Genomic DNA, 25,471 nt, shown 5'->3' on the forward strand with positions numbered 1-25,471 from the left:
TAATAATTGTTGGAAAAACAACGAGCTTGATGGAATTTATATAACTCGTTGTTTTTAATTGTTTTAAATCTTAATTTGAAAACTTTATTGGCAGTTATAGTCTTCTTTCATTTCCACCGCGTAAGGTTTGTCGACTGGGTCATTGAAATTGGCTTGGGCAATCGAATTTTTTGCCAAGAACTCAAACATTTTCCACTTGGAGCAATCCGGATGAACCACAGTATTGCTAGAGTCTAAAATCAGATTGTTTTTCTTATCCGTCAACTTGTACTGAAAAGTATAAACCTTCGTAGGTGTTTCTACCTTATCGTAACCGCTAACGATGGGTTCCATAAATTGACGATAGCGTGTGACACAGGTTCGAGCGTTTGTGATAGGGTTTCTGCGACAAACAGTATAAGGAATATTTCTGTCGTTATTAAACACAGGAACTTGCTTCGTTTCGATCGTCTCTTCTGACGTAAAATTTATTGCCAACTGATAAGCTGGGTTGCTTTGCGAGTCGGAAACATCAGTAAAGCCACGCTCTTTCAAGGCGCTGATAATATCGGAAATATAACGCTTATTGGTCAGTTGATCGCCATCTTTACTGGAGACCACTACAATCGCAGCCGATTTATCGATGTCTACACTGGCGTCAACATTACTGACATTTTGCCCTGCCAACTTCACATTCGACGAACAGCCTGAAAGAAGAGCCGAAAACAGCACAAAAAAAGTGAAAAGCCTCATGGTCGCGTTCTCCATTGCGTATCAAAAACAATTATCCAACAAGCATAAAAACACAGATAGCGAACAAAGCCGAGATTTGCTCTCTATTTTCCACGTGTTTTTCAAAAACCTTACTTTAAAGTGGGAGTTAAGTGATGGCATTGAGGGAGGTTTTGGATATTCTATTTTAGTGCTCACTAAGCATCTCATAGTGTCTTAGAATGTCTTTAAGGTCTTTAGTAGGAAGAATCTATTTCAATGTTGACGGGCCAGTCAGTAGTATAAGTGTTGGAAGCGAGAAGCAAGTTGGCCTTACTGCCTATAACTTGTGGAAGAACCCCATAGATAAGTAAGTGTCTGTGTCAGGGTGCGACCTTTCTCCATTGCCCATGGATAATTAGGGCTTAAATTTTGAAAGGGTAATAGTTTATGCTATTACCCTTTTTCTTTGGAAAATCAGTTTGCCACATCGGTGTTTGTTTAGTTTTTTAGCTTCGGTGTGCATAAAGTTCCACAGAGTCTGATTTTCATACTTAGCAATTACCACAAGCATTTGAGCTCTAGATTCAAAAGTGCCGATAAGTTGAAACCTTTGCGTTCTATCTTCATAATCTGACAACCAGATCTCGAAGGGATCTTGTATTGTTGTTAGGGCGTAGTAAACGAAGCGCTCTCTTGCATCACTTCTTTTTTCGACTATGTGCTTTAGATCATTTCCTTTTATATCAATTAAGCCAATATGTTGTGCTTCTAACTTAATTGAGTCTAAGTCGCTTTCTAGGCTGAATGCTTCCAGTAAAATTTGGAATGCGGAATCAAAATCATGAGCGGCATTTACCAGCCCTGGGCAAGGAAGGCGTTGCTCGGGTTCTAATGATCTAAGGTCATCTAGCCCTAATTCATTCCATTGAGATTGTGATTTGTCACGCTTGGACATTAAAAACCATTTTCCTTAGTAGGCTGATGAAGGATTTGAATCTACTTTTTCCTTAAAATAGATTTAAGCGAAAAAAACTAGTATCTCATGGTCATTTTTATATGGCTACAATGGTGTTTAGGCCACAAGAAGTGACGTTCTAAAAATCGGTAGTATCATTTTATAAACCCACTCGTTCAGATAGGTGGTGCATGTATTAGACTTTTCTAACAATAGTTTTGCATCGGCTTGGGTTTCAAACTGAGCAATGATATAGCGCTGGAATCGCTCACATTCGGCTTTAGTGGGAAACACCTTTTTGTGTGCACGACTACCGCGACCATTGACGCGAAAGCGGACTTCGTAGCCAGAGTTTATTTTCTTGATTGACATAGAAATAACTCCTTCAGAGTGATTTTATTTTTCGAAAGAATTTGATGTTGTGATGACCTTGCTATCAAGTGTTTTTGTTGACGTGTTTATACAAAGGCTTGCCGAAAAAGCTTGAAAATTAATTTCATTATTGATATCTAAATAATGTATTTTTACTTCAATGTATTGTGTGTTTATTAATATTTCAGGAATTTCTTTTATTATTTCTTTCTTTTCTGAATAATCTAATGTTTCTTCGAGTTCAATTAAGTAATTTAAATCAGGTTTAGATATTAATTCAATATTTATGTTTCTTGCATTTTTTCCTATGTTTTTAAATTCGAATTCGATTTTATTTGATTTTTTCCATTTAAGTTCTTCACTTCTAGGTATAAAGGAATCAGATGGTATTTCTTTATATCGGTATTTTATTTTATTAATTTTGAAAATTGGCTGCGCTATGCGTTTTTTTTCGTCTTCCCTTTCCCTGTCTTTTTTTATGTCATTTCTTGTGTTTGCTTGAGAAGTGGCGAACTGAGCAAGAAGAATAAAGAATGCTAAAGGTGCAAAGATCCCGCCTAAAAAGCTTCCTATTGCAGCCGCATTCTCTTCGGATAAACTTCTAATCTGTTTATCGAATGTTAAGCATATTACGGCAAGGTAAGCCCCTGTTGCCAAGGCGACGGTATATGTATCTCTATAGTTTTCTTTAATTTTTGATTTCATTATTTTTCTCTCTTCCGGTTAAATCATCGGATGGCCTGATCACACAACGCGGCCAATTATTTTAATTTTGCTCAAGTCTTGAGCGGGGATTGTCATGTCTCGGTAGTTCTTGTTGTCGGACGTGATAGCAACCAAGCCGTCTAACTGTTTTTGCAGTCGCTGATGAGCAATTTTGAAAAGTGTAAAGGTTTTCTCTGTAGGAGTCGCTGTTTTCAGTGCGTGGCTAGAGATAGTTGGGTGGTTTTTATGAGGAGGATCAGCGCAGGTGAATTTTAGGCAATAAAAAACCACCCGAAGGTGGTTTTTTATATGACTCACAAACAGTGTGTCGTTTGTGGGTCGACTTCATTTTAAAAAGTGCAAACCCTTTTAAAATCAAGCCTTTAATTGGTGGAGGCGGGGGGGGTCGAACCCCCGTCCGTCAGTCCTCTGCCATCGGCTCTACATGCATAGTCACTTCTATTATTTGACCACGAACCGCCCGAAGGACAGGGTGTTAATGGCGAGCCTACTTAATCTTAGAACCTTATCCCTAGGCAGGGCATCAGTTAGCATCTTGTAATTTATGATACTGCAGAATCTCTGGCTACAAGCAACCTGAGGGCAGCACACTAGCAGCGGTTTAGGCTGCTAAAGCGTAGTTTTCGTCGTTTGCGACTATAAAATTGATGCGGGGGATTTACGAGATCACGCATCACTCTCGACATGCACCTTTGGGTTTGTAACCGACGTCGAAACCATGTCGCCCCCAAAAAGGTAACGCTAGTCTATCGCAAACAATGTGCTTACGCTAGAGATAACGCTGAAATGCTTAGTGTGTTCATATTCATACGCTATTAAGTATAGCCTATGAATATTAAAGACTAAGCACTGTGTTTCATTAGTCGTTCTTTGTCTCTTGACCAGTCACGATCACGTTCGGTATCACGTTTATCGTGTTCTTTTTTACCGGTTACCAAGGCGACTTCGCATTTTATCTTGTTGCCTTTCCAGTACAGCGCCATGGCCGCACAGGTTTTGCCTTTTTGCTCGGTGACTTGGATGATCCGGTCAAGCTCTTTGCGGTTTAATAGCAATTTGCGTTGTCGCATCGGTTCACAAACGACATGCGTTGAGGCGCTAAGCAGTGGCGTAATACGCGCACCGACGAGCCACGCTTCGTTTTGGTGAATGATGACGAAGGAGTCTACTAATTGGGCTTTGCCTTCGCGCAGGCTTTTTACTTCCCAACCAGATAAAACCAAACCGGCTTCGAACTTCTGGTCGACAAAGTAGTCGTATTTGGCACGTTTATTAAGCGCGATGGTGCCCGTGCTGGTGGATTTTTTCTTTACTTTACTCATAGTTGGAAATTATACGGTCGATAGTGGCAAAAACCTATGCTTTTCTTGAGGTATGCGCCTGAATGTTAGAAAATTCGCACTTGTTAATTAATTTGTCAGGTTAGGTTACGCGGATGTGTTGGCCACGTTTGCGTTTTATTCCTATCCTTAAACACATCTTGTGTATTTAGAGCCTAAATTTATGCCTGAAAGTCGATGTTTACAAGGTATCTGGTCAAGTCCGTGGATATTTATTTTTGCGGCCAGTGGATCGGCGGTGGGATTGGGGAATATTTGGAAGTTTCCTTATATGCTCGGGCAAAATGGTGGCGGTGCATTTTTGTTTGTGTATTGTTTGTGTTTGTTGCTCGTTGGTTTGCCTGTCTTAATGGCGGAAGTAGCTTTGGGGCGTACGGTTCGTTCTAACCCAATCGATACGGTAAATGATTTAAGTGAACGTCGTATTGTTCATTCTGCTTGGGTATTTGTGCCTTGGTTGGCGGGTGTGACAGGTTTTTTGATTCTGACCTTTTACAGTGTGATTGCTGGTTGGTCTCTTGCTTATTTAGATCGTGCCGTGTCTGGCGATTTTAAAGGTATTACGCAAGTTGGCGCGACCAATATGTTTGATACTTTGTTAGCCACGCCAACAGAAATGCTTTTATGGCATTCTGTTTTTATGGCATTAGTAGTGTTAACGGTTGGGCAGTCGGTTACTCGTGGTTTGTCTGCCGTGGTGCGGGTTTTGTTGCCTGTTTTGGTGGTGACCTTGCTGTTGTTGGCGTTTTATTCAATGACCATCGGAAATATGAAGGAAGCACTGAGCTTTATGTTTCGCTGGTCTTGGCAGGATATAACCTTTGAGGTTGTTTTGTCCGCGGTTGGGCTGGCTTTGTTTAGTTTGAGTGTCGGGATGGGCGCTATGTTCGCCTATGGCGCTTATATGAGTAAGCGAATGTCGATTGCCCGAGCTTGTAGTATTGTTGTTGGTGTGGATTTGCTGGTGGCTATTTTGGCCGGTTTGGTCATTTTCCCATTGGTGTTCTCGTTTAATATTGATGTTGAAGCTGGACCGAGTTTGACCTTTGTTTCCTTGCCTATCATTTTTGGTGGTTTGCTTGGTGGTCAATTTTTTGCGGGTGTGTTCTTTTTATTGTTGGTGGTAGCGGCTCTGACATCGGCGATATCCATGTTAGAATTGTTTGTTGCTTGGTTGCATGAAAAATTTTATATCGCACGATTAAAAGCGGCGTTATTTATGGGGATTGCTGTTTGGTTTGTGGGTATTGCAGTGTTGTTGTCTTTTAATCATTGGGACAGCAAAATTGTATTCGGGCTGAATTTCTTTGAATTGCTAGATGAAGTTACGTCTTTGATTCTTTTGCCGGTGGGGGCAATTTTGCTGTCAGTGTTGGTGGCTTGGTTTATCCCACACTCTATGTTGCAAAATGAGATGATAACAAAGCAGGCAAATCATTTTCAATGGTGGTACAAGGCATTGAAATACATAAGTATTCCAGCAATGATTGTGATTACTCTTGCTGGCTGGATAGGGGTGTAGTTTGAGTCATATAGAACGCTTTGCACACGTTAATTACAGTTGCGAGCAAATGTTTGCCTTGGTTAATGATATCGACGGTTATCCTGAATTTTTACCTGGCTGTTTGAATTCAACATTAATTTCGAAAACGCCAACGGAGATTGTGGCGTCTTTGGAGGTCGGCAAAGGACCAGTACGACAATCTTTTACGACAAAAAATTTTTTGGAAGAGTTTAGTCGTATAGAAATGACCTTGGTTAAAGGGCCTTTTAAGAGTTTGCATGGCGTTTGGACTTTTGTTGAACTGTCTCCAACAAGTTGTAAGATCATGCTGAGTATTGAATTTGAACTAAGCGGGATGCTGAAGTTTGCCTTTGGTGGTGTTTTTAGCCAGATAGCTAATACAATGGTGGATTCTTTTAGCAAGCGTGCAAAAGTGGTATACGGTGAATAGTATGAGAGTTGAAGTAGCTTATGCCTTGCCTGAGAAGCAAAAAATTATTGCTTTAGACGTTGAAGAAGGTTGTACCGTGCGAGATGCTGTGCGTCGTTCTAATATTCATGTTTTTTTTCCTGACGTGGATGTAGAAACAGTTAAAGTAGGCATTTTTGGTAAGGCAGTACGAAATGCAGACGAGCAAGCGTTAAAAGAAGGTGAACGAGTTGAGTTGTATCGTGAGCTGAAGGTTGACCCTAAGCAAGCTAGAGCCAACCGTGCAGCAAAAACAACCAAAGATTAGTTGTTTTTGATTTGTGTTAACACACCGTCATTAAAAATTAGCACTAGGTCGTTTGCATCGCTTTTTTGAGTTTCTGGTGTTGCGTACAAAGTGGTATATAGGTAATGCCATTCGTTTGGCTTGAAGGTATCTCTTAGCATTGGGTTACCCAGTAGGTAAGTTACCTGAGATTCAGACATACCGATTTGTAACTGAGATAGTTGTTCCTGCGTTACAAGGTTTCCTTGTGTTACTGGAACCTTGTATGGTGGTGGAAATAAACTGCATGCGCTGAGTGAAAGCGCTGCGCATAAAATTAAAACTGATTTTTTCATTTGTATTATCCTTACTCTGGTGTGCTAATGATAAAGTAATTATCAACAAGATCGAATAGAGAATGACTCATGACTAGCGAAAATCAAGAGCTAAAAAAAGCGGGACTCAAGGTAACCCTACCTCGAGTGAAAATTTTACAAATCCTTGAGAGTGCGGGCGACCGCCATATGAGTGCTGATGATGTTTATCGCACTCTGCTTGATCAAGGCGAAGATGTTGGTTTGGCGACAGTTTACCGTGTGCTAACTCAGTTTGAAACTGCAGGTTTGGTGCAGCGTCACCATTTCGAAGCGGGAACGGCTGTTTTTGAGTTGGCGAAGGGTGATCATCACGATCATATGATTTGTCTAGAAACAGGCAAGGTTATTGAATTTGTTGATCCAATCATTGAAAAGCGCCAGCATGAAATCGCGGAAGAACATGGTTTTGATATTGAAGACCATAGCTTGATTATCTATGTGCGTCCAAAGAAGAAATAAGCGTTCATCTATCTAGAGTGGATGAGTGAAAGGGCCTAAATGCAGAATGAGGGCCCTTTTTATTTTTCTAATGACGATGCCTTTGCATCGCTATTCTTCCAATGACGTTAGTGCTGTGATGTTACTGTAATTGAACGTTGCCAAGCATTTCACGTGCGTGAGCCAGAGTTTGTTCAGTCAGTTCTAATCCCCCTAGTAGACGTGCGATTTCTTGTGTGCGGTTTTGATCCTTTAGCAGCTCGACTTGAGAAGATGTTGCTTCGTCTTCAACCAGTTTACTGACTCGAAGGTGCTGATTACCTTGAGCGGCTACTTGCGCTAAATGGGTAACGCAGAATACTTGCCCACGTTTGCCTACAGAGCGCAGCATGCGACCAACTACCTCTGCGATACCTCCACTTATACCAACGTCTACTTCGTCAAAGACTAAGGTTGGAATAATTGAGGTGTGGGCGGTTACTACCTGAATGCCTAAACTAATGCGTGACAGCTCACCGCCTGAGGCTACTTTACGTAATGGCTGAGCGGGCTGACCTGGGTTGGATGCGATCATGTATTCGATGTCTTCAAAACCGTTTGCCGAGACTTGATTGAGTGGCTGGCATTGAATAAAGAAACGCGCATGTGGCATGCCCAGTCCATGTATTTGTTCTTCGACTTTTTTTGCCAATTCGTCTTTGGCGATAATGCGTTTTTCCGTCAATGTCGTCGCAAGTGCGGTGAGCTTTTCATAGGCTTGCTCTTCTTTCTCTTTGAGAGACTCTAAGCTTTCTTCACTGCCTTGTAGACTATCCAGTTCTGCTTCGACACTTTCTCGCAACGCTAATAGCCCTTCCGGTAAGGTTCTATGTTTACGAGCTGTATCGTAGATATCAGATAGGCGCTGCTCAATATCCATAAGACGTTCTGGGTTTTGTTCTAGGGTGTCTTGATAATGATGCAAGCTGTCGGCTGCTTCTTGTGCCTGAATCAGAGCAACATTCATCATTTCTAGCGCGTTTTCTAGTTCCTTGGTAGACGGACGAATTTGGCTAGCGCTATTAATGGCTTGATGTAATAAAGAACACACATTGCCTTCGTCGCTGTCGATCAAGATGCCGCTGGCTTGGTAGGCTTTGAATTGTGAATCGGCAATGTTCGATAAGAAGGCTTGCTCGTTTTCTAGTTCTTCGATTTCGCCTTCTTTTAGATCAAGCTGTTGTAGCTCTTGTGCTTGATAAGACAGCAGCTGAATTTTTGCATCTTGTTCTGATGAGCGGTTCTGTTGAGCAGATAATTCTTCTTTCAGTTGTCGCCATATTGCGTATTGCTGGCTGACTTTTTTACTCAAGTCTGTTAGTCGGCCATATTCATCGAGCTGTTGTCTTTGGGCGTTCTTTTTAAGTAGTGATTGATGTTCGTGTTGTCCATGTATATCAACCAGTTGGCTGCCGACTTCTTTGAGGTCACTTAGGGTGCAAGGGCGACCATTGATGTAAGCCTTAGAACGACCTTCCTTACTTATTACACGGCGTAATATACAGTGTTGATCGTGTTCTAGATCTCTTTCTTCCAACCATTTATGGACGTGTGGGTAGTGCTGAATATCAAAACTGGCGCTAATGTCTGCTCTTTTTTGCCCATGTCGTACGACGGCAGCATCAGTGCGATCTCCTAAGCAAAGTGATAAGGCGTCCACCATGATGGATTTACCTGCTCCTGTTTCACCTGAGATCACGGTCATGCCTTTTTTGAATTCCAATTCTAGGGATTCAACAATGGCGAAGTTGGAAATAGCGATGCTGGTCAGCATAGAGTGCTCCAAAGAGAGAAAATATTTATATGGTTATTTATACAGTACTTGGTTGTTTATACAGTAGTTGGTTGTTTTTTGACAAGTGCTGAAACAAATTATTTCTCTTCTTTTGTGCTTTTTAGAGAGCTTGATTGTAGTGGCTGGTGCCTAATAAAATGAGTGCCGAAGCAGATAATGAGTTGTTATTAAGCTATGTGGTATTTGCTAAACGTTTATTGAACGGTTCGAATTCCTCGTTGCTTTCCTTGTCTAATTGTACCTAATAAAGTCGCGTCAGCGATGACATCATCAAAGGCACTTTCAATACTAGCCGAGCCATGTGTAGCTGGAACGGCAATAACATTTGTATCGGCAAGTTATGGCTTGGACTAGTTCTGACATCTTTTTCGTTATTAATTAGCTGGTATTGGGATTTATTAGATGCAATTTCATTAAAGAGTCCTATTTTGAAAATAGCGTTTTGAAATTAATCGAGGTATCCGAGGTCGCGTTTAGGCTAAGTGAGTTCCTAATGTGTTCTAAGTGATGTGTCATCCATATTTTAGCCTCCTTGGCTTGCCCTTTATCGAGTAAGTTTAAGAGCTCTTCATGATCTCCGCACTCACAACTGATACTATTTTTAGAGCCATATGCAGCGACAACCAGAGAAGATCGATAACATAGCTGCTCAATAAAATCTGCCAATACTGTGTTATCTGCTAACTTGGCTAACTCGTAATGAAATTGTGCTGTTAGCTGTATTCCTCTTGCGAGATCTTTGTCTCTATCAGCAATTCTTTCTTGTTCCACTTTCTCTCGAAATTGAGTTGATAGGTTTTCATCCCAATTTAAAACCACATCTTGGATAAGTTGAGGTTCTAATAGAATACGACTTGCAAATACTTCTTTTGCCTCTTTTTCACTGGGTTTGCTTACATGAGCACCTTTGTTGGTTTGTATTGTCACAAAACGTTCTAAAGCCAATCGCTGAAGAACTTTACGTATACCTGTGCGGCTAACTCCAAACGCTTCAGATAGTTTATCTTCAGGCAATCGAACGCCAGGTGGAAGTTGATGTTCGACAATTGCACTCAGAATTTTTTGGTAAATTTCTACATCGCTAGACATTTATTTTCCATTACTTGTGTTTCCATAAAGATACGTACAAAAGTACTTAGTACCGTGTTTTTATTTTTAGTAGTAGAGCCATTTAATTTGACTCTTCTAAAGCGGCTTTTTCGGCCCAGTTTTTGATAATGACTAAGGCTTCTTCTGATTCGTGCTGGGAAGAGGTAATGCGCCTTTCTTCTATTCGCATACCCACTTGTTCTCTTAAGTCATCCGTATCAACATTTTCATAGATGGTGTTTTCAAGAGGTTTAAAATGCTTAGTGCAAGAAGTGAGATCGGATGCGTAATAAATTGCCTCAATTCCCACCACATACATTGTTGCGACACAGATAGAGCAGGGTTCACATGAAGTATAAAGCTGACACCCAGACAGATTGACAGTATCCAACTTTTGGCAAGCGTCTCTTATTGCTTCAATTTCTCCATGAGCTGTAGGATCCAGTTTACTGATAACCTGGTTGTATCCTTCCCCCACAACTTTTCCTTCTTTTACCACTACGGCCCCAAAAGGCTGACCATGCTTGTGATGCACACTTTCTTGGGATAATGCTAATGCTTTAAGCATGAATTCTTGTTTATACATAAGTAGGTTCTCCTCCTAGGCTCAAGAAGCTAAAAGAAATGCGTTTTCTGCATTCCATGATAATGTGAGATCTGCGCCGTATTTTAAATTTAATGATTCAACTTCGTGTTGCTGCTTTTGAACTTTAAATTCTTGACCATTTTTGAGTTCAATAAAGAGGGTAATTACTGAACCAACAAACTCTTCGCCACTAATTTTGCCACTGATCTTTTGTTCTCCACTGCCATCTAGGTGGATACAGTCTGCTGCAATGACTAGTTTTGATGGAGTGTCTTTTTGAGCCCCGACAAAAGACCTAGCTTTAAATATACCCAGATCAGTTCTGATTTCAGCTGTTTTATCTTCGAGTCGAAGAACCGCACCAGGTATTAGGTTGTTCATACCTATGAATTCCGCGACAAAAGCATTATTAGGCGCACGATAAATTTGTTTTGGCGTTCCTATCTGCTGAACCTTGCCTTGGTTCATGATCACAACACGATCAGACATAGTAAAGGCTTCTGACTGTGAATGAGTGACATATATGAAAGTAATGCCTAGCTCCTTATGCAAACGCACTAGCTCCGTTTGCATCTTGATTCTAAGGTGTGAGTCTAATGCACTTAATGGCTCATCTAGTAGTAATATTCTGGGCTCTGTGACAAGTGCGCGAGCAAGGGCAACTCGCTGTCGTTGGCCTCCAGATAGTTGAGATATATTCCGTTTGGCAAATTCGGTTAGGCCCATACGTTCAATCCATTCCGCTGCTTTTTTTGAACGAGCTTCGCTTGGCACTCCTTGCATTTTTAGTGGGAATTCAATGTTTTTTTGTACATTGAGAAACGGAAACAATGCGAAGTTTTGCCAAACCATAGGCATTCCCCGCTTTTCTGTCGGGACTTCTAATTGGGATTCACCATCTAAATAAAGCGCCCCAGATGTTGGGTTGTCCAACCCTGCCATCATTCTTAGTGTTGTAGATTTACCACATCCACTGGGTCCCATTAAAGAGATAAACTCCCCTTTTTTAATGTCTAAATTTAAGTCGTCTACAGCAATAAAATTCGAGTATTCCATAGAAATATTTTTCAAACTTAATAATGCAGCGTTCATGCCTGGCTCCAATGTAGAATGAGTTTATGTGGTTGGTTGTTTCTTTTTCATCAGCCAGAGTGTGCTGGCTACTAAGCTAAAAGTAAGTGCGAACACTAAGGTTCCAATTGCATTGATTCGGGGACTGACTTGTCCTTGCAATAAGTTCAAGATTCGCACAGGAAGCGTTTCATTCAGTCCGCCGACAAACCATGCGATCATGAACTCGTCAAAGGAGACAGCAAAAGACAAAAAGAAGGCTGCAAGTATTGCAGTACGACAGTGGGGCAGAATAACAAAAACGATTCCTTGTAGTCGACTAGCGCCTAAATTCCAAGCTGCAGACTCTATTGAGGTGTCTAGCTCTTTTAAGCGTAAGCTGATTAAAGCCATAGCAAAGGATGACGCAATAGCAATGTGTGCAATGGCAATGGCCTTTAATTCGCCGAATAGACCAATACGAGCAAAGAAAGCGAGTAGGGCGATGCCCATAACCGTTGGAGGTATAGCGGGTGGTATGGCAACGATTAGGTTAAGAGCTGTCTTACCTCGAAACTTATAACGATAGTCAACATAAGCTGCTAAGAAGCCGATGATAGTGGCCCCAAGTGCGGTTGAGAGTCCAACAGTTATGCTGTTTATAGCGCTCTCAATAACCATGGGTTCGTTTAAAATAGCTTCATACCAACGAAGGCTAAAACCTGACCAAGGAAAGCCAGGGAAGCGGTCTTTGTTAAATGAGAATAATACAATCATCGTAATTGGAGTCGCGATAAATCCAAATATTATAAGAAGATATAATCGTTCTAAAAAATAGATACAGCGTGCCTGCATTATCTTTTCTCCTTGCTTGATAACAATTGAGATAGCCATAATACGAGACCAATAAAAAGCATCATTACAATGCCAATTACCGCAGCCCTTGGCCATTGAGCGCCAGATTTAATCGTATCGACGATCAAGATACTCAATGTTGGAGGATTGCTGCCGGACAATAATAAAGGAGCTATGTAGTCCGAGAAAGTCAGCATAAATACGGTTGTTACCGCCAATAAAATGCCATTTCGAATTGAAGGAAGTAGCACATGCCAAAATACTTGGTGTGGGCGACAGCCTAAATTTGAAGCGGCTTCTAGCTGGCTTCGATCAACGCCAAGTAATGAAAAAGTCAGAATCAACACAACGACAGGCAAACATAGAGTTAAGTAGCCTATTTGCAAGGCAAAAGCGCCTCCTAGCATATCGATAGAAGTAACACCTAAATGACTAAATACCCAATTAATTAACCCTTGAGGACTCAATACTACTTGCCAGGCATAGGTACGTAATACATAGCTAGTAAAAACAGGTACCACTAATAAAGCGATTAAAATGGGTTGGTGTTTCTTGTTTATTCTAAATGCCAAGATGCATGCGGCCGGCAACGCGATAATAATTGTAATGATCGAGCTGAGGGTAGACATCTGAATTGTGTAGGCCAATGCTTTCTGGAAGGAACTAGACCCTAAAATTCTTATCCAATTATCCATCACAAAAGCTGGAACTGGTTTGTAGGATTTTACTTCCCAAAAGGTTAAAGCCAGTAGAAAAAACATAGGCAACACAAAAAACATAAATTGCCACAATAAAGGAGGAAGGGCTAAGGCCGCTGGAAACCAGCGGCCTTTCCTAACTTTAATTGAGGGTTTTGTTGATATGTTTTTTGATAGGACTAAATTATCCGAATAATTATTCATAATCCCCTCATTTGTTACGCGCTTTTAAAGTCAGTCCATAAATCATTCCATGTTTCTATAGACTGATTAGAAGGTAACTGTCGGTATGCAATTTTTTTCGTTCTAAACTCATCGATCACATTAGGCGCGTTGAGCTGCATACGAAGTAGTTCTGCTTCATCTGGCATGGTCTTATTTAATAACTCCCAGCCAGCTTTGCTTGGTATGCTTTTCTTGTTGTCAGGCTTCGTAGCCATCAACGCTTGCCCTTTAGGTGATGTTGTCCATTGAATAAACTTACGAGCAAGATCTTGCTTAGGCGAGGACTTTAAAATGGACATGGACTCAGTCCACTGTAAGCCACCTTCATTTGGAATTATGGTATCAACGGGGACACCGCTTTCTCTTAGTCCTAAAGTAATCCATTCACCAATGCCAGGTATTAAAGTCGCTTGGCGGTTAGAGAAGGAAGAAAAAATGTCTGCAATAGTGTAGAAACCAGAAGCCTGTCCTCTTAAAGACATTAATTTATTAGACAGCAAGTCAAACTCTGCTAAGGATAAGTCGAATGGTGTTTTGTTTCCTGCTGCTAGGCTGACACACCCCATTGAAGGTAAGTAAAAGTCGAAGAAGCCAACTTTGCCTTTTGCTTTATCACTCAACATAACATCATAGGATTCAACCTCTTCAGGGCGGAACACTTCGGTGTTATAAGAGAGCCCTAGGTAGCCAAAATCGGTCATGACAGAATATAAGTCACCATCAAACCAATGTAGTGGGAACTCTTGGAATTCAGGCCAGTAATCATCTAGCGGATAATCATCTGGATTAAGTTTTTGAAGGAAGTCTGCTTCTTTTAGTAGATGCATATATTCTGCATCTGCCATAACGACATCAAAAGAACCAGGCGGTGCTTGATGTAATAGTGCCAGCATCTGATCACCACCAACGTATTCTTTTATTCTAACCTTTACATTGTGAGCTTTTTCAAACTCGGCTATTAGGTAGGGGTCTGCATTACCTGGCCAAGCTAAATAGTTCAGAACTCTAGGTGAATCGGAATAAGCAAAATTTGAGTAAGGTGCGACAGCAGCTGTTGCCCCCATTGCTGCACCTGCTTTAATAAAGTCTCTACGGGACCAGCCATTCATCTTTGAATTTTTCATTGTGAACACCATTGTATACAGTTTAGGACTTTTTTATTGGAGCATAATGCATGCCAATGTTTAAAACTCCTTTTTAAACAGGTAGATATAGTTAAGTTCGGTTAATAAGGCTTTTTTTATGAGAAAAATCGTATGCAAAAACACCAAAAAAGTGCATACAATTTTATTTTGCACTATAACTGTTCTTTGTTTTTGGATTTTTTTCCCCAAATACGTAATTGATTAATGCTGTCAAACTCTTCTTTTTTTATTGCCTTTAAATCAAAGTATTCCCTTGTTCTTACGTATCCCTGCCCGCCCATACGACCTACTGCATCAAGGCCAATTTGGTCAATATAAAGGTTGTTAGTATCTATAATTGATTCATTTATATGAGCCATAACCACCTCACCTAGTAATAAGTCTCCATATTCACTTGTTGAGATGTTGCTAAACAGTTTGCATTCAAGAGAAATCATGGACTCCTTTATCCTTGGTGTGTTAATCAATGTCCCTGGGATGGCTGAAAGGCCCGCCATAGATGCTTCATCAACATTGCTTTCAAATTGAATTGCGCAAATATTCATAGCCTCTACAAGTGCGTCAGATACAATGTTCACGGTGAACTCTTGATTCTCAATAATGTTTTTATAAGTATCTTTTAGTTGGCCATCTGGCATGCGCTGTATTCCGAACCCTACTAGTGGAGGGTTTGCGGAGAGAGCGTTGAAAAAACTAAAAGGGGCAGCATTTAGTTCGCCTTTGTTATTGATGCTTGTAACTAGAGCTATAGGTCTAGGGACGACACTGCCGGCTAAAATTTTATACCTTTCTTTTGTTGTAATTGTTTTGAAGTCAATAGAATGGGTTGATGTGTTCATGATTTCTCCTTTTATTGTATGTAATTTCTAGCCATATTTGTGCCAACTTTTCTTTTTCTAGGTTTTCGTAATAGTTTGGGAAGTCCAGTTGGACGAATTTAGTCTTGCTTCCATTTTTATTTCTTCTCTCTAAAAAGAGTAAAAAATTGCCTGTGGTATATGGTCAGTAGACGAACTTTCTCTATGAAGTAATAGTCTTAAAAATTCCCATAAAATTAATGCGGCTTTAGTGTTGAAAGGTTAAAAGCTGACCCCATATACCCTGCACATAGAAAGTAATGTTTCTGTTATTTGGAGTTGAAAATGAGTGAGCAGCAAAAAAATCCTAATCTAGACGCGGAGCATGATTTGAAAAGCGAAACGCAAAACGAAACAGTAGAAGAGCTTTTAGAGCCTGAAGTAGAGACTTTAGAAGAAGTTACTGTAAATGATGAGCTTGCAAAAGCATTAGAAGAAGTCGCTCAGTATAAAGAAGCGGCACTTCGCGCTCATGCAGATGCACAAAACGTACGTCGCCGTGCTGAACAAGATGTCGAGAAAGCGCACAAATTTGGTTTAGAAAAGTTTGCTAAATCCATTGTGAACGTAGCAGACAATCTTGAGCGAGCCTTGGCTTCTGCGCCAGATACAGGTGAGTCTGACCCTGTTCGTGAAGGTGTGGAATTGACGTTGAAAGATTTGCTTGAGACTTTGGCTCGCTTTGAGGTCAAAGTGGTTGATCCACATGGCGAACCGTTTAACCCTGAGCTGCATCAAGCTATCACTATGGTGCCAAACCCTGAACTAGATGCGAACACCGTTATGGATGTAGTGCAGAAGGGTTACACCATTAATGGCCGCTTATTGCGTCCAGCAATGGTAGTGGTTTCAAGCGCGGCTTAAAAATACTGTCATTTTTTTGACACTGGACGCTTGAAATACTTTTAAGCGTACCCAAATACAGAATTATCATCGTCATAAACGAATTTATTGGAGATACAAACCATGGGTAGAATCATTGGTATTGACTTAGGTACAACGAACTCTTGTGTTGCTGTGTTGGACGGCGAAAAAGCTCGCGTTATTGAAAACGCAGAAGGCGATCGTACCACACCTTCCATCGTCGCATTTGCTGAAGACGGTGAAGTGCTAGTAGGTCAATCTGCTAAGCGTCAAGCGGTAACAAACCCAACAAATACATTGTTCGCAGTTAAGCGTTTGATTGGTCGTAAATTTAAAGACGACGTGGTTCAAAAAGACATCTCTATGGTGCCTTACAAAATTATTTCTGCCGATAACGGCGACGCTTGGGTAGAAGTGAAAGGCGATAAGAAAGCGCCACCACAAATCTCAGCTGAAGTTCTTAAAAAAATGAAGAAGACAGCAGAAGACTATCTAGGCGAGAAAGTAACTGAAGCGGTTATCACTGTGCCTGCTTACTTCAACGATTCTCAGCGTCAAGCCACGAAAGACGCAGGTAAAATTGCTGGTCTAGAAGTGAAGCGTATTATTAACGAGCCAACTGCAGCGGCATTGGCTTACGGCCTAGATAAGAGCAGCGGCGACTCTACTATCGCGGTTTATGACCTTGGTGGTGGTACATTTGATATCTCTATTATCGAGATTGCTGATGTTGATGGTGAGAAGCAATTCGAAGTATTGTCTACAAACGGTGATACTTTCCTAGGTGGTGAAGATTTCGATATGCGCGTTATCGAATTCCTAGCGGCTGAATTCAAGAAAGACACAGGCATCGATCTACACAATGATCCACTAGCACTACAACGTTTAAAAGAAGCGGGTGAAAAAGCCAAAGTTGAGCTTTCTTCTTCTTCTCAAACTGAAGTTAACTTGCCTTACATCACAGCAGACGCGACAGGACCTAAGCACTTGAACGTGAAATTGACACGCTCTAAGTTGGAGTCTTTGGTTGAAGAGCTTGTAATGAAGTCTCTTGAGCCTTGCCGCCAAGCATTGAAAGACGCAGACCTTTCTGCTTCTGATATCGATGAAGTTATCTTGGTTGGTGGTCAAACTCGTATGCCACTAGTGCAAGCGAAAGTAACTGAGTTCTTTGGTAAAGAGCCACGTAAAGATGTGAACCCAGACGAAGCCGTAGCAATTGGTGCGTCTATCCAAGGTGCTGTACTTTCTGGTGATGTTAAAGACGTTCTTCTTCTAGACGTTACGCCGCTGTCTCTAGGTATCGAGACAATGGGTGGTGTAATGACGGCGTTGATCGAGAAAAACACGACGATTCCGACTAAGAAATCTCAGACTTTCTCTACAGCAGAAGATAACCAAAATGCGGTAACAATCCACGCATTACAAGGTGAGCGCAAGCAAGCATCTCAGAACAAATCTCTAGGTCGTTTCGACTTGGCTGACATCCCACCTGCTCCACGTGGTGTGCCACAAATCGAAGTAAGCTTCGATATCGATGCTAACGGTATCTTGAGTGTTTCTGCGAAAGATAAAGCGACTGGTAAAGAACAGTCTATCGTTATCAAATCGTCTTCTGGTTTGAGCGATGAAGAAGTAGAAAAAATGGTTCAAGATGCTGAAGCGAATGCTGAAGAAGACCGTAAGTTCGAAGAGCTTGTACAAGTTCGCAATACAGCAGACGGTATGATTCACGCTACTCGTAAAACATTGACTGACGCTGGCGATAAAGCAACAGCGGAAGAGAAAGAAGCGATTGAAACCGCGATTACTGAACTTGAAGAAGCGTTAACGTCTAACGACAAAGAGAAGATCGAAGAGAAAACCAACGCGTTGACTCAGGCATCTGGCACTTTGGCGCAGAAGATGTATGCAGAAGCAGAAGCTGGTGAGCAGCCAGCTGAAGGCGAGCAGGCTAAGTCTCAGGATGATGCGGTTGACGCGGAATTCGAAGAAGTGAAAGAAGATAAAAAATAAGCGCTAAGCACTTATGTTGCCCTGACTAATAGGGCTGTTTATAGCGAGCACGGTTTTAGACCGTGCTTTGCTATTTGCAAAATATGAGGTTGGTGATTTTAAAAATTGAATTTTTTTAAATTCTTAAATTTTTCGATTCCAGTTTTCAATTCAGATTTTTCCATTCAGACTTTTAATTCAGGAATGCCTGCGATGAGCAAAAGAGACTATTACGACGTTCTTGGGGTGGCCAAAGACGCGGATAAGAAAGATATTAAAAAAGCTTATCGTTCTTTAGCGAATAAGTACCACCCAGATAAGAATCCAGACAACCCAGAAGCGCTCGATAAATTCAAAGAGCTGGCGGAAGCCTATGAAATATTATCTTCTGATGATAAGCGTGCCGCTTACGACCGATTTGGTCATGATGGCGTAAACGGTCAGGCTGGTGGTTATGGCGGCGGCGCTGGAGCTGGTGGTTTTAGTGACATTTTTGGTGATGTGTTCGGTGATATTTTTGGCGGCGGTGGTGGCGGTCAAAGCCGAACTCGCCGTGGCTCAGATTTACGTTACACCTTAGAGCTTGATCTTGAACAGGCGGTTTGGGGATGTGAAGAAAAAATCCGTATACCGACCTTAGTGAATTGTAAAACTTGTGATGGTTCCGGTGCTAAAAAAGGTTCGACGCCTAAGACCTGTGGAACTTGTGGTGGTGCTGGTCAAGTACGCATGTCACAAGGTTTCTTCTCTGTTCAGCAAGCTTGTCCAGAATGCCATGGTGCCGGTCAGGTGATCAGTGATCCTTGTAACGATTGTCATGGTCAAGGCCGTGTTCAAGAATACAAAACGCTTAATGTTAAGATTCCTGCTGGTGTAGATACGGGGGATCGTATTCGTTTGTCTGGTGAAGGCGAAGCGGGAACTCATGGTGGTCCAGCGGGTGATTTATTTGTACAGGTCTCTGTTAAACCGCATAGCATTTTCGAGCGTGATGGTGCGAACTTATACTGTGAAGTGCCTATCAGCTTCACAACGGCGGCATTGGGTGGTGAAATTGATGTGCCGACATTAGATGGTCGTGTGCGTTTGAAAGTCACAGCTGAATGTCAGTCTGGCAAGTTATTCCGCCTGCGCAATAAAGGTGTGAAGCCAGTTCGTGGCGGCCCAGTGGGTGATTTGATCTGTAAGGTTGTTGTGGAAACACCAGTGAATTTAACGGCTCGTCAAAAAGAGCTGTTTACAGAATTGGCTGAAAGTATGGGTGAAGGGACGGACCATTCACCTAAGCAAAAAAGCTGGTTTGATGGTGTGAAACGTTTCTTTGACGACATAAAGAAATAAAGCTTTGCTGCTTCGGTAATATAAAAAAGAAGGGCGCCTATTTGGCGCCTTTCTCTTTTAGTAAGTAGTCTATGTGATTTCGCAGTAAACTCGCGGCGTTGGTGAAGCTTTTGTTGTTTGGGATAATGAAATCCGCTTTACTGCGAATGTCGATGGTCTTGAGTGAGGCTTGACGTACATGGCGCATGTAGCGGCTTGTTACTTCGTTTACATCACGTCCGCGTTCTGCAATATCTCGTTTCAAACGTCGCACAATGGCGATGTCCATATCTGTGTCGACATATAAAAGGTAATCAACAGCATCACGAATACCTGGGTCTTGGAACATCATGTGACCTTCCACGAGAACAACGTGTGTTGGGTCTAGATTACGATAGCCAGTACGTTTGTGTTGAGAATGATCGTACACTGGAATTTCATTTGGCTGCTGGCGGTTTTTACAGTTATGAATCGCCAGAGTGATGCTTTCAAGGTCTAGTGAGCTTAGATCATCAAAGTTATAAACGTCCGGATCGATACTACCGCATCCATTATAGAAACTGTCCTGGCATAGGACGGTGATTTTGTCACCCTGACCTTCCGCTAATAAAGAACAAAGTCGGCTTTTTCCGCTTCCAGAGACACCGGTGATGCCAATAACAAGAGCCATTTTTTACCTCAGAAAATAAAGTTTTGATGCTCCTTGAGTTGAAGGAGTTTATAGTGTTGTATTATATATCAGGTTTGATGTTTTGTGCCCAGTCAAACTGATGTGCGTCGCCTCAAAGGAAAAATTAATGCCAGCTAAAGTCACTCCAGTGTTTATTATGGTTGTATTTGCTTTTTTTATGGGCTTCTCTGCGTTAGCCAAAGCTGAAGTGAGTGGTGTTTCTCCTCCTTTTAGCGAGGCTAAACTGTTTGGTTTACCATTAAACGACCTAAGCGTTTCTCGATTAGACAATCAGCTGAATAGCATGGGACTGCGTAGTTATCCGTCTTATAAAGATGGTGTGGTGAGTTATAGCTTAGGGCCTGAAGGTATCTTGGGAGTGACTAGCGTGACGATTTATTCAAATAGATCGGGTTATATTCGTCAGGCTCTGTTGTCTGGTGTGGTGGAAAGTAAAGAGAAGCGTAAGGCGTTGGGTGAATTGCTTATTCGTAAGTACGGAGATCCTAATGAAGGTGTCCTTAATGATGGTATTGGGCGCTCAAAGTGGTTTTTTAATGATGGCACCATGATTGAACTTCATAATACGACTTATGATGTATCCCTTATGTATGTTGATGAAAGTCCAAAAGTTGCCACTCGTTCTGGGAAAATTGATGTTGAAGCCTTGTCTCGTAAAAATTAATAACCCTTAGTTTGTTTATCGTGTAGTTAATTATCTATGTTTATTCTTGATCTAAATCTTCGTTTTGCACACTTTCTTCAGCCTTATCTTCAGGATATCTCTTTAGCGTTGGTTGCTACTTGTTTGGTCGTTTACGGCGACAAGGTAAATGGATTTATCAAAAGCTTGGTGTCTTCTTGGGTGTTTTTTGCTCGGGTAGTGGCGTTTATTTTGATGTGTACTTTTGGGTATGGGCTTCTCACTTTATGGAGTCAGCCCTTGGTTTATTGGGGAATTACACGTGTCGATTTGATGTATCGTCCGGCTTTAATTCTATTTTGTTTCTGTCTTTTGGGTGTTTTGGCTGAAAGAAAGCGTCATTTGTAAAATAATTTATGAAATTTCCTGTCAGTCTTTGTTGCCAAATTACAACATAATCGTGCCAATAGCAGGTATCTTCCGTGTAATAACGCGATTATGTAGTAAAGTTTCTAGACCTTCTCTGTTATTTCGTTATTTCTATAAAAAAACACGCTAAACACCCGTTTTTAAAGGTTTTTTGTTGTCTTCTTACAATTTGTTTTTGTCCTGATCTGCCGTTAGACTGCGCCCATATTGATACAACAGAGTCTTTTTTCGGGGGCAGAAAATGACAAGCACTTGGTTACAAGCACTTTCACAAGCAGAATCTATGATTCCTCTTTTAGGTAAACTTGGTCGTGAGAAAGCGGTAAAAGTTCAGTTGGCAGGAAACACCTTAATGGCTGATTCTGTTACGAGCTTGATGGCTGCGTTTGATCAGCATCCTGAATTAGATCTTGCTCAAGTTTATCAAGTGTTAGAGCAAGTGTTGGCAAGTGACACCGCTAACAGCGTGGTGGAGCTAGAGACATTGATCGCTGAGGCAGATGTGGAATCTGTGTTAGCCGCTCAAACAAATGATGGAGCTGAAACGCCTGTTGTTTTGTATGGGTTTGGTCGTATTGGTCGTTTGCTTGCTCGACGTATGTGTACTCTTGGTCATACAACACCAGGTATGGCATTAGCGGCGATTGTTGTACGCAAAGCGTGTGACAATGACCTTTCTAAGCGTGCCAGTTTGCTTAAATACGATTCTGTTCATGGCGTATATGATGGGTTGGTAAAAGTGGATGAAGAGAATCAAGCTCTGATCATCAATGGTTCGCCTGTCAAAATTATTTATGCTTCTGATCCAGCGGAGGTTGATTACCAAGCCCATGGTATTAACAACGCTTTACTTGTTGATAATACAGGTCGCTGGCGTGATCATGATGGTTTGAGTGTTCACTTGAATCGTCCAGGTATTGAGCGCGTTGTGCTTACCGCTCCAGGAAAAGAAATGAAAAACATCGTTTTCGGTGTAAACGATAGCGATGTAACGGACGCTGACCGTATTGTTTCTGCTGCATCCTGCACAACAAATGCGATTACGCCTATCTTGTCTGTATTGGAAAAAGAATACGGTATTGAGTCCGGTCATGTAGAAACAGTTCATGCTTATACGAATGACCAGAACTTAATTGATAATATCCACAAAGGCGATCGTCGTGGTCGTGCTGCGGGTATGAATATGGTGATGACTGAAACCGGTGCGGCAAAAGCGGTATCAAAAGCGATCCCTTCTTTAGAAGGTAAGCTGAGTGGCAGTGCGATACGAGTTCCTGTTATCAATGTTTCTATTGCTGTGTTAAGTCTGAACTTGAAATCTGCAACGTCTGTTGAAGGGATTAACCAGCTTTTGAAAGCGGCATCCAGCAGTGCTGAATTGACAGGCCAAATTGGTTACAGTGAAGAATGTGATGCAGTAAGCTCTGACTTTATCGGTTCTCAGCAAGCGGGTATTCTGGACTCTTTGTCGACAAAAGTTCGTGGTAACCAAGCAACTTTATATGTTTGGTACGATAACGAATACGGTTACAGCTGTCAGGTTGTGCGCTTAATGGAGAAGTTAGCTCAGGCAAATTTTACCAAAGCTGAATTACTCGAAGAGAAAGCAGCTTAAGAAATGACCGGACACATTTAATGTGTGTTATTTAACGGCAACCTTCGGGTTGCCGTTTTTTTTGCTTCAAGCGTTAAGTGTAAGGTTAAAGTTAAAGCAAAAAAAAAGCCGGACAAGGTCCGGCTTCAACAAAAGTAACTAGCAGTTGCGAATAGCATCATCCTGTGGGGAATGGTGATATTCATCTAAAACATGACTGTGGGACACGTTTTAGAAGTAATACAGTTAGGGCTGTATCGATAAATATTAGGTCGCTGTTCAACCTAAGAGATCTAATAATTTTATCTATTTAAATAAGTCTTACAAACGATATAAATTGATTTGTTGGATTAGTTAAATTAATGCAAAATACATTAATTATTTTTTATTTTATGTTTTAATATTTAAAGAAAAACAAAAATACAGAATTAAGTTGTTGATTATAAAGTTAAATTTAAATTATTTTGCTGCTTTTTATATTGGCTTTTGAGTTTGGTGGCGTTTTTATTTTGCAGTAGCTGAAGTCATCTAATGAGGGTTTTTATGAAATCTATTCCTTTGGCAGGATTGGCCACATTTGCTATCGCGGCTCGTCATTTGAGTTTTACAAAAGCTGCGCAAGAAATGCATTTAACGCAAGGAGCGGTTAGTCAGCAAATTCGCCAATTAGAAGAGCGTTTGAAGCTGACTTTATTTGTTCGCTACCATCGGCGTTTAGAGTTGACTGTGGCAGGGGTGCGCTTGGCTGTGCAGCTCAACCATAGTTTTACTGAAATTAATGATTTGGTGCTAGAGCTGCAAGAAGAAGAAACGTCTAATATTTTGACGGTTTCTGTCATGCCATCTTTTGCAACCAAATGGTTGATCCCCCGATTGGGTAACTTGCAGGAAGCTTACCCCGATTTACAGCTTCGTATTCAGGCTAATGACAGAGAGGTGAACTTTCAGCGTGACAGAATTGATGTGGCGATAGTTCATAGTCATGTTCATAGCTCCAAAGGGCATATTGTTCCCTTGATGAAGGATAAGGTGTTTCCGGTTTGTAGTCCGGCGTTTGTACAACAGCGGGCTTTAACGGAAGCGAGCCAATTAGCGCAAGTGCCTTTATTAAATGATGATTCTGAATGGCGTTTTTCCAGCCCTTATGCGGAATGGGAGAAGTGGCTGCTATTGGCTAACGCAAAAGGTATTAAGCCATCTCGCGGTATCAGTTTTAATCGTGGTGACCTTGCTGTGCAAGCTGCTATTGCTGGGCAGGGCGTTGCTTTGGGTAGGACACCTTTGGTTATGGATGACATTCAGCAAGGAAGGTTGGTTATGCCATTTTCAGAAACGTTGGATGAAGGTTATGCTTACCTGTTTGTCTGTCCTGAAATGCAGCGTCAGCGAGAGCCTGTCCAGCAGTTACTCAGTTGGCTGGTAGCGCAATGCTACGAATATTCATCAGAGGATGCTTTGACAGCGCCTGAGTAAGTTGAGCTAAGCCTTACTAGTTGTCTAATAATAATTTAATTGAAATGGCTAAACACATAATAATTACCATGGGGCGAATCAGCTTCGCGCCTTTGGTAATAACCAGTCTTGAGCCAATTTGCGCTCCAAACCATTGCCCAATTCCCATCACGATACCTAATGCCCAAATTAGATGGCCGCTAAAAGCGAACATGGCTAAGGAGGCTAGGTTGCTGGTTGCATTGAGTACTTTTGTGTGGGCGGTGGCTGAAACCACGGTCAGCCCCATTAAGCATAAATAAGCGGTAGAAAAGAAAGCGCCTGTTCCAGGGCCAATCAAACCATCATAAAAGCCGATGCTGGTGCCTATAATGAGCGCAAACTGGACATGAGTAAGAGAGAATTTACTGGCGATATAAGGTTGAACCTTAGGTAAGAAGAAAAAGAAAATAGCCACAGCAATAAGAATAAGCGGAACGGCCTTAAGCAGTAGACTGCTGTCCAAGTAGGATACTAGTAATGTTCCGCATATCGCCCCGATGGCAGTCATTAGAATAGGGAGCCACATATCAGATAGTTTTACTTGGCCCTTTTTAATGAAGTGGTAAGACGCAGATACCGTGCCTGCACAGCCTTGTAGTTTATTGGTTGCTAGAGCTTCTGCAGGTGAAAGGCCTGCCGCTAATAAAACCGGTACAGTGATTAGACCGCCTCCCCCTGCAATAGCATCGATAACGCCTGCAAAAAACGCAGCGCCAAAGAGAGCAAGATAGACCCAAATAGATATATCGAAAAAGACAAAGTCCATTGTATGTTTATTCCTGTTAAAGAGGGGGTTGATGCTTTTAGTAGAGCAAAAAAAGCCCACCTAGACAATAATTTATGAAGTGACCCCATAAAGTTGGACTCTTTATTAACCGGCTAACAATGCCTGATTTCGGTACTCTACCGGAGTCAGGCCATTTAACCCCATTTTTATTCGTTTCGTATTGTAGTAATCAATATACTCTTCAAGTTCTTGGATCAGATCATCTTCGTCCTCGAAGGTTTCGCCATGGAACATTT

The 25,471-nt window shown here is 41.5% G+C and carries 28 protein-coding genes and 1 other RNA gene; 11 read left to right on the forward strand and 18 right to left on the reverse strand.

Annotation, left to right across the window (positions count from 1 at the left end):
• Window positions 1-84: 84 nt before the first annotated feature.
• The 6 genes from DFP80_RS19145 to smpB form a co-directional block, all read right to left on the reverse strand.
• Window positions 85-732: a hypothetical protein gene (locus DFP80_RS19145; RefSeq protein WP_113918394.1), complete on the reverse strand. Its 648-nt coding sequence runs from the start codon at window positions 730-732 to the stop codon at window positions 85-87.
• A gap of 406 nt (window positions 733-1,138) precedes the next feature.
• Entirely contained in the window at window positions 1,139-1,648 is a 510-nt protein-coding gene (locus DFP80_RS20830; RefSeq protein WP_206610626.1) for a PBECR2 nuclease fold domain-containing protein, read from the reverse strand.
• Window positions 1,649-1,765: 117 nt separating this feature from the next.
• Window positions 1,766-2,020 carry a hypothetical protein gene (locus DFP80_RS19160; protein WP_113918396.1) on the reverse strand — a complete coding sequence of 85 codons (255 nt, stop codon included), beginning with the start codon at window positions 2,018-2,020 and terminating at the stop codon, window positions 1,766-1,768.
• Window positions 2,021-2,044: 24 nt separating this feature from the next.
• Window positions 2,045-2,725, reverse strand: coding sequence for a hypothetical protein (locus DFP80_RS19165; RefSeq protein WP_113918397.1), 681 nt, complete (start codon window positions 2,723-2,725; stop codon window positions 2,045-2,047).
• Between the two features lie 388 nt (window positions 2,726-3,113).
• Window positions 3,114-3,475, reverse strand: a transfer-messenger RNA (tmRNA) gene (gene ssrA / locus DFP80_RS19170).
• 113 nt (window positions 3,476-3,588) lie between these two features.
• The gene (gene smpB, locus DFP80_RS19175) at window positions 3,589-4,068 is read right to left on the reverse strand and encodes an SsrA-binding protein SmpB (protein ID WP_113918398.1); all 480 of its coding nucleotides are present in this window, start codon (window positions 4,066-4,068) and stop codon (window positions 3,589-3,591) included.
• A 181-nt stretch (window positions 4,069-4,249) separates the two neighbouring features.
• On the opposite strand from smpB, the gene DFP80_RS19180 reads away from it, so the two are divergent.
• From DFP80_RS19180 to DFP80_RS19190, 3 genes are read left to right on the forward strand one after another with little or no spacing between them, the layout of a single operon-like run.
• A complete protein-coding gene (locus tag DFP80_RS19180; protein ID WP_113918399.1) occupies window positions 4,250-5,608 on the forward strand; it encodes a sodium-dependent transporter in 1,359 nt (452 codons plus the stop codon).
• Between the two features lies 1 nt (window position 5,609).
• Window positions 5,610-6,041 carry a type II toxin-antitoxin system RatA family toxin gene (locus DFP80_RS19185; protein WP_113918400.1) on the forward strand — a complete coding sequence of 144 codons (432 nt, stop codon included), beginning with the start codon at window positions 5,610-5,612 and terminating at the stop codon, window positions 6,039-6,041.
• A 1-nt stretch (window position 6,042) separates the two neighbouring features.
• Window positions 6,043-6,327: an RnfH family protein gene (locus tag DFP80_RS19190; RefSeq protein ID WP_113918401.1), complete on the forward strand. Its 285-nt coding sequence runs from the start codon at window positions 6,043-6,045 to the stop codon at window positions 6,325-6,327.
• On the opposite strand, the gene DFP80_RS19195 is transcribed toward DFP80_RS19190, so the two are convergent.
• Complete coding sequence (locus DFP80_RS19195) at window positions 6,324-6,641, reverse strand: outer membrane protein assembly factor BamE (protein ID WP_113918402.1); 318 nt, start codon at window positions 6,639-6,641, stop codon at window positions 6,324-6,326. The genes DFP80_RS19190 and DFP80_RS19195 overlap by 4 nt on opposite strands.
• Before the next feature lie 69 nt (window positions 6,642-6,710).
• On the opposite strand from DFP80_RS19195, the gene fur reads away from it, so the two are divergent.
• Window positions 6,711-7,121 (forward strand): ferric iron uptake transcriptional regulator, encoded by a 411-nt coding sequence (gene fur / locus DFP80_RS19200; RefSeq protein ID WP_113918403.1) that lies wholly within the window; start codon window positions 6,711-6,713, stop codon window positions 7,119-7,121.
• A 121-nt stretch (window positions 7,122-7,242) separates the two neighbouring features.
• On the opposite strand, the gene recN is transcribed toward fur, so the two are convergent.
• From recN to DFP80_RS19240, 8 genes are all read right to left on the reverse strand, one after another.
• Window positions 7,243-8,913, reverse strand: a complete 1,671-nt coding sequence (gene recN / locus DFP80_RS19205; RefSeq protein ID WP_113918404.1) for a DNA repair protein RecN — start codon at window positions 8,911-8,913, stop codon at window positions 7,243-7,245.
• 444 nt (window positions 8,914-9,357) lie between these two features.
• Window positions 9,358-10,023, reverse strand: coding sequence for a GntR family transcriptional regulator (locus tag DFP80_RS19210; protein ID WP_113918405.1), 666 nt, complete (start codon window positions 10,021-10,023; stop codon window positions 9,358-9,360).
• Between the two features lie 82 nt (window positions 10,024-10,105).
• Complete coding sequence (locus tag DFP80_RS19215; protein ID WP_113918406.1) at window positions 10,106-10,609, reverse strand: nucleoside deaminase; 504 nt, start codon at window positions 10,607-10,609, stop codon at window positions 10,106-10,108.
• A gap of 21 nt (window positions 10,610-10,630) precedes the next feature.
• Window positions 10,631-11,701: an ABC transporter ATP-binding protein gene (locus DFP80_RS19220; protein ID WP_113918407.1), complete on the reverse strand. Its 1,071-nt coding sequence runs from the start codon at window positions 11,699-11,701 to the stop codon at window positions 10,631-10,633.
• 24 nt (window positions 11,702-11,725) lie between these two features.
• Complete coding sequence (locus DFP80_RS19225; protein WP_113918408.1) at window positions 11,726-12,514, reverse strand: ABC transporter permease; 789 nt, start codon at window positions 12,512-12,514, stop codon at window positions 11,726-11,728.
• Complete coding sequence (locus DFP80_RS19230; RefSeq protein ID WP_113918409.1) at window positions 12,514-13,416, reverse strand: ABC transporter permease; 903 nt, start codon at window positions 13,414-13,416, stop codon at window positions 12,514-12,516. Before DFP80_RS19230 ends, DFP80_RS19225 begins: the two co-directional genes overlap by 1 nt.
• A 14-nt stretch (window positions 13,417-13,430) precedes the next feature.
• Window positions 13,431-14,561: an ABC transporter substrate-binding protein gene (locus tag DFP80_RS19235; protein ID WP_206610627.1), complete on the reverse strand. Its 1,131-nt coding sequence runs from the start codon at window positions 14,559-14,561 to the stop codon at window positions 13,431-13,433.
• Between the two features lie 173 nt (window positions 14,562-14,734).
• Window positions 14,735-15,421, reverse strand: a complete 687-nt coding sequence (locus DFP80_RS19240; RefSeq protein ID WP_113918411.1) for a flavin reductase family protein — start codon at window positions 15,419-15,421, stop codon at window positions 14,735-14,737.
• Window positions 15,422-15,724: 303 nt separating this feature from the next.
• On the opposite strand from DFP80_RS19240, the gene grpE reads away from it, so the two are divergent.
• From grpE to dnaJ, 3 genes are all read left to right on the forward strand, one after another.
• Window positions 15,725-16,303: a nucleotide exchange factor GrpE gene (gene grpE / locus DFP80_RS19245; RefSeq protein WP_113918412.1), complete on the forward strand. Its 579-nt coding sequence runs from the start codon at window positions 15,725-15,727 to the stop codon at window positions 16,301-16,303.
• A gap of 102 nt (window positions 16,304-16,405) precedes the next feature.
• A complete protein-coding gene (gene dnaK / locus DFP80_RS19250; RefSeq protein ID WP_113918413.1) occupies window positions 16,406-18,319 on the forward strand; it encodes a molecular chaperone DnaK in 1,914 nt (637 codons plus the stop codon).
• Between the two features lie 192 nt (window positions 18,320-18,511).
• Complete coding sequence (gene dnaJ, locus DFP80_RS19255) at window positions 18,512-19,639, forward strand: molecular chaperone DnaJ (protein WP_113918414.1); 1,128 nt, start codon at window positions 18,512-18,514, stop codon at window positions 19,637-19,639.
• A gap of 37 nt (window positions 19,640-19,676) precedes the next feature.
• Here the strand turns inward: dnaJ and DFP80_RS19260 are convergent, their stop codons facing one another.
• Window positions 19,677-20,288, reverse strand: a complete 612-nt coding sequence (locus DFP80_RS19260; protein ID WP_113918415.1) for a uridine kinase family protein — start codon at window positions 20,286-20,288, stop codon at window positions 19,677-19,679.
• 127 nt (window positions 20,289-20,415) lie between these two features.
• Here DFP80_RS19260 and DFP80_RS19265 point away from each other — a divergent pair, with 127 nt between their 5' ends.
• From DFP80_RS19265 to gcvA, 4 genes are all read left to right on the forward strand, one after another.
• Window positions 20,416-20,973 carry a uridine kinase gene (locus DFP80_RS19265; protein WP_113918416.1) on the forward strand — a complete coding sequence of 186 codons (558 nt, stop codon included), beginning with the start codon at window positions 20,416-20,418 and terminating at the stop codon, window positions 20,971-20,973.
• A 36-nt stretch (window positions 20,974-21,009) separates the two neighbouring features.
• Complete coding sequence (locus DFP80_RS19270; RefSeq protein WP_113918417.1) at window positions 21,010-21,339, forward strand: DUF3392 domain-containing protein; 330 nt, start codon at window positions 21,010-21,012, stop codon at window positions 21,337-21,339.
• Window positions 21,340-21,601: 262 nt separating this feature from the next.
• Complete coding sequence (locus tag DFP80_RS19275; RefSeq protein WP_113918418.1) at window positions 21,602-22,975, forward strand: glyceraldehyde-3-phosphate dehydrogenase; 1,374 nt, start codon at window positions 21,602-21,604, stop codon at window positions 22,973-22,975.
• 522 nt (window positions 22,976-23,497) lie between these two features.
• Complete coding sequence (gene gcvA / locus DFP80_RS19280; protein WP_113918419.1) at window positions 23,498-24,427, forward strand: transcriptional regulator GcvA; 930 nt, start codon at window positions 23,498-23,500, stop codon at window positions 24,425-24,427.
• 16 nt (window positions 24,428-24,443) lie between these two features.
• Here the strand turns inward: gcvA and DFP80_RS19285 are convergent, their stop codons facing one another.
• Both DFP80_RS19285 and DFP80_RS19290 read right to left on the reverse strand, forming a co-directional pair.
• Window positions 24,444-25,214: a TSUP family transporter gene (locus DFP80_RS19285; RefSeq protein WP_113918420.1), complete on the reverse strand. Its 771-nt coding sequence runs from the start codon at window positions 25,212-25,214 to the stop codon at window positions 24,444-24,446.
• Window positions 25,215-25,319: 105 nt separating this feature from the next.
• On the reverse strand, window positions 25,320-25,471 hold a 152-nt coding region (locus DFP80_RS19290), incomplete at its 5' end, for an IS3 family transposase (RefSeq protein ID WP_147243845.1).

Origin of the sequence: Marinomonas rhizomae (assembly GCF_003315485.1) — a bacterium.
In the GTDB taxonomy this organism is placed as follows: domain Bacteria; phylum Pseudomonadota; class Gammaproteobacteria; order Pseudomonadales; family Marinomonadaceae; genus Marinomonas; species Marinomonas rhizomae.

What these genes read in the sequence shown, in the direction of transcription:
- DFP80_RS19145 (WP_113918394.1), bottom strand. Translation starts at nt 732, where the DNA reads ATGAGGCTTTTCACTTTTTTTGTGCTGTTTTCGGCTCTTCTTTCAGGC.
- DFP80_RS20830 (WP_206610626.1), bottom strand. Translation starts at nt 1,648, where the DNA reads ATGTCCAAGCGTGACAAATCACAATCTCAATGGAATGAATTAGGGCTA.
- DFP80_RS19160 (WP_113918396.1), bottom strand. Translation starts at nt 2,020, where the DNA reads ATGTCAATCAAGAAAATAAACTCTGGCTACGAAGTCCGCTTTCGCGTC.
- DFP80_RS19165 (WP_113918397.1), bottom strand. Translation starts at nt 2,725, where the DNA reads ATGAAATCAAAAATTAAAGAAAACTATAGAGATACATATACCGTCGCC.
- smpB (WP_113918398.1), bottom strand. Translation starts at nt 4,068, where the DNA reads ATGAGTAAAGTAAAGAAAAAATCCACCAGCACGGGCACCATCGCGCTT.
- DFP80_RS19180 (WP_113918399.1), top strand. Translation starts at nt 4,250, where the DNA reads ATGCCTGAAAGTCGATGTTTACAAGGTATCTGGTCAAGTCCGTGGATA.
- DFP80_RS19190 (WP_113918401.1), top strand. Translation starts at nt 6,043, where the DNA reads ATGAGAGTTGAAGTAGCTTATGCCTTGCCTGAGAAGCAAAAAATTATT.
- DFP80_RS19195 (WP_113918402.1), bottom strand. Translation starts at nt 6,641, where the DNA reads ATGAAAAAATCAGTTTTAATTTTATGCGCAGCGCTTTCACTCAGCGCA.
- fur (WP_113918403.1), top strand. Translation starts at nt 6,711, where the DNA reads ATGACTAGCGAAAATCAAGAGCTAAAAAAAGCGGGACTCAAGGTAACC.
- recN (WP_113918404.1), bottom strand. Translation starts at nt 8,913, where the DNA reads ATGCTGACCAGCATCGCTATTTCCAACTTCGCCATTGTTGAATCCCTA.
- DFP80_RS19210 (WP_113918405.1), bottom strand. Translation starts at nt 10,023, where the DNA reads ATGTCTAGCGATGTAGAAATTTACCAAAAAATTCTGAGTGCAATTGTC.
- DFP80_RS19215 (WP_113918406.1), bottom strand. Translation starts at nt 10,609, where the DNA reads ATGTATAAACAAGAATTCATGCTTAAAGCATTAGCATTATCCCAAGAA.
- DFP80_RS19220 (WP_113918407.1), bottom strand. Translation starts at nt 11,701, where the DNA reads ATGAACGCTGCATTATTAAGTTTGAAAAATATTTCTATGGAATACTCG.
- DFP80_RS19225 (WP_113918408.1), bottom strand. Translation starts at nt 12,514, where the DNA reads ATGCAGGCACGCTGTATCTATTTTTTAGAACGATTATATCTTCTTATA.
- DFP80_RS19230 (WP_113918409.1), bottom strand. Translation starts at nt 13,416, where the DNA reads ATGAATAATTATTCGGATAATTTAGTCCTATCAAAAAACATATCAACA.
- DFP80_RS19235 (WP_206610627.1), bottom strand. Translation starts at nt 14,561, where the DNA reads ATGAAAAATTCAAAGATGAATGGCTGGTCCCGTAGAGACTTTATTAAA.
- DFP80_RS19240 (WP_113918411.1), bottom strand. Translation starts at nt 15,421, where the DNA reads ATGAACACATCAACCCATTCTATTGACTTCAAAACAATTACAACAAAA.
- grpE (WP_113918412.1), top strand. Translation starts at nt 15,725, where the DNA reads ATGAGTGAGCAGCAAAAAAATCCTAATCTAGACGCGGAGCATGATTTG.
- dnaK (WP_113918413.1), top strand. Translation starts at nt 16,406, where the DNA reads ATGGGTAGAATCATTGGTATTGACTTAGGTACAACGAACTCTTGTGTT.
- dnaJ (WP_113918414.1), top strand. Translation starts at nt 18,512, where the DNA reads ATGAGCAAAAGAGACTATTACGACGTTCTTGGGGTGGCCAAAGACGCG.
- DFP80_RS19260 (WP_113918415.1), bottom strand. Translation starts at nt 20,288, where the DNA reads ATGGCTCTTGTTATTGGCATCACCGGTGTCTCTGGAAGCGGAAAAAGC.
- DFP80_RS19265 (WP_113918416.1), top strand. Translation starts at nt 20,416, where the DNA reads ATGCCAGCTAAAGTCACTCCAGTGTTTATTATGGTTGTATTTGCTTTT.
- DFP80_RS19270 (WP_113918417.1), top strand. Translation starts at nt 21,010, where the DNA reads ATGTTTATTCTTGATCTAAATCTTCGTTTTGCACACTTTCTTCAGCCT.
- DFP80_RS19275 (WP_113918418.1), top strand. Translation starts at nt 21,602, where the DNA reads ATGACAAGCACTTGGTTACAAGCACTTTCACAAGCAGAATCTATGATT.
- gcvA (WP_113918419.1), top strand. Translation starts at nt 23,498, where the DNA reads ATGAAATCTATTCCTTTGGCAGGATTGGCCACATTTGCTATCGCGGCT.
- DFP80_RS19285 (WP_113918420.1), bottom strand. Translation starts at nt 25,214, where the DNA reads ATGGACTTTGTCTTTTTCGATATATCTATTTGGGTCTATCTTGCTCTC.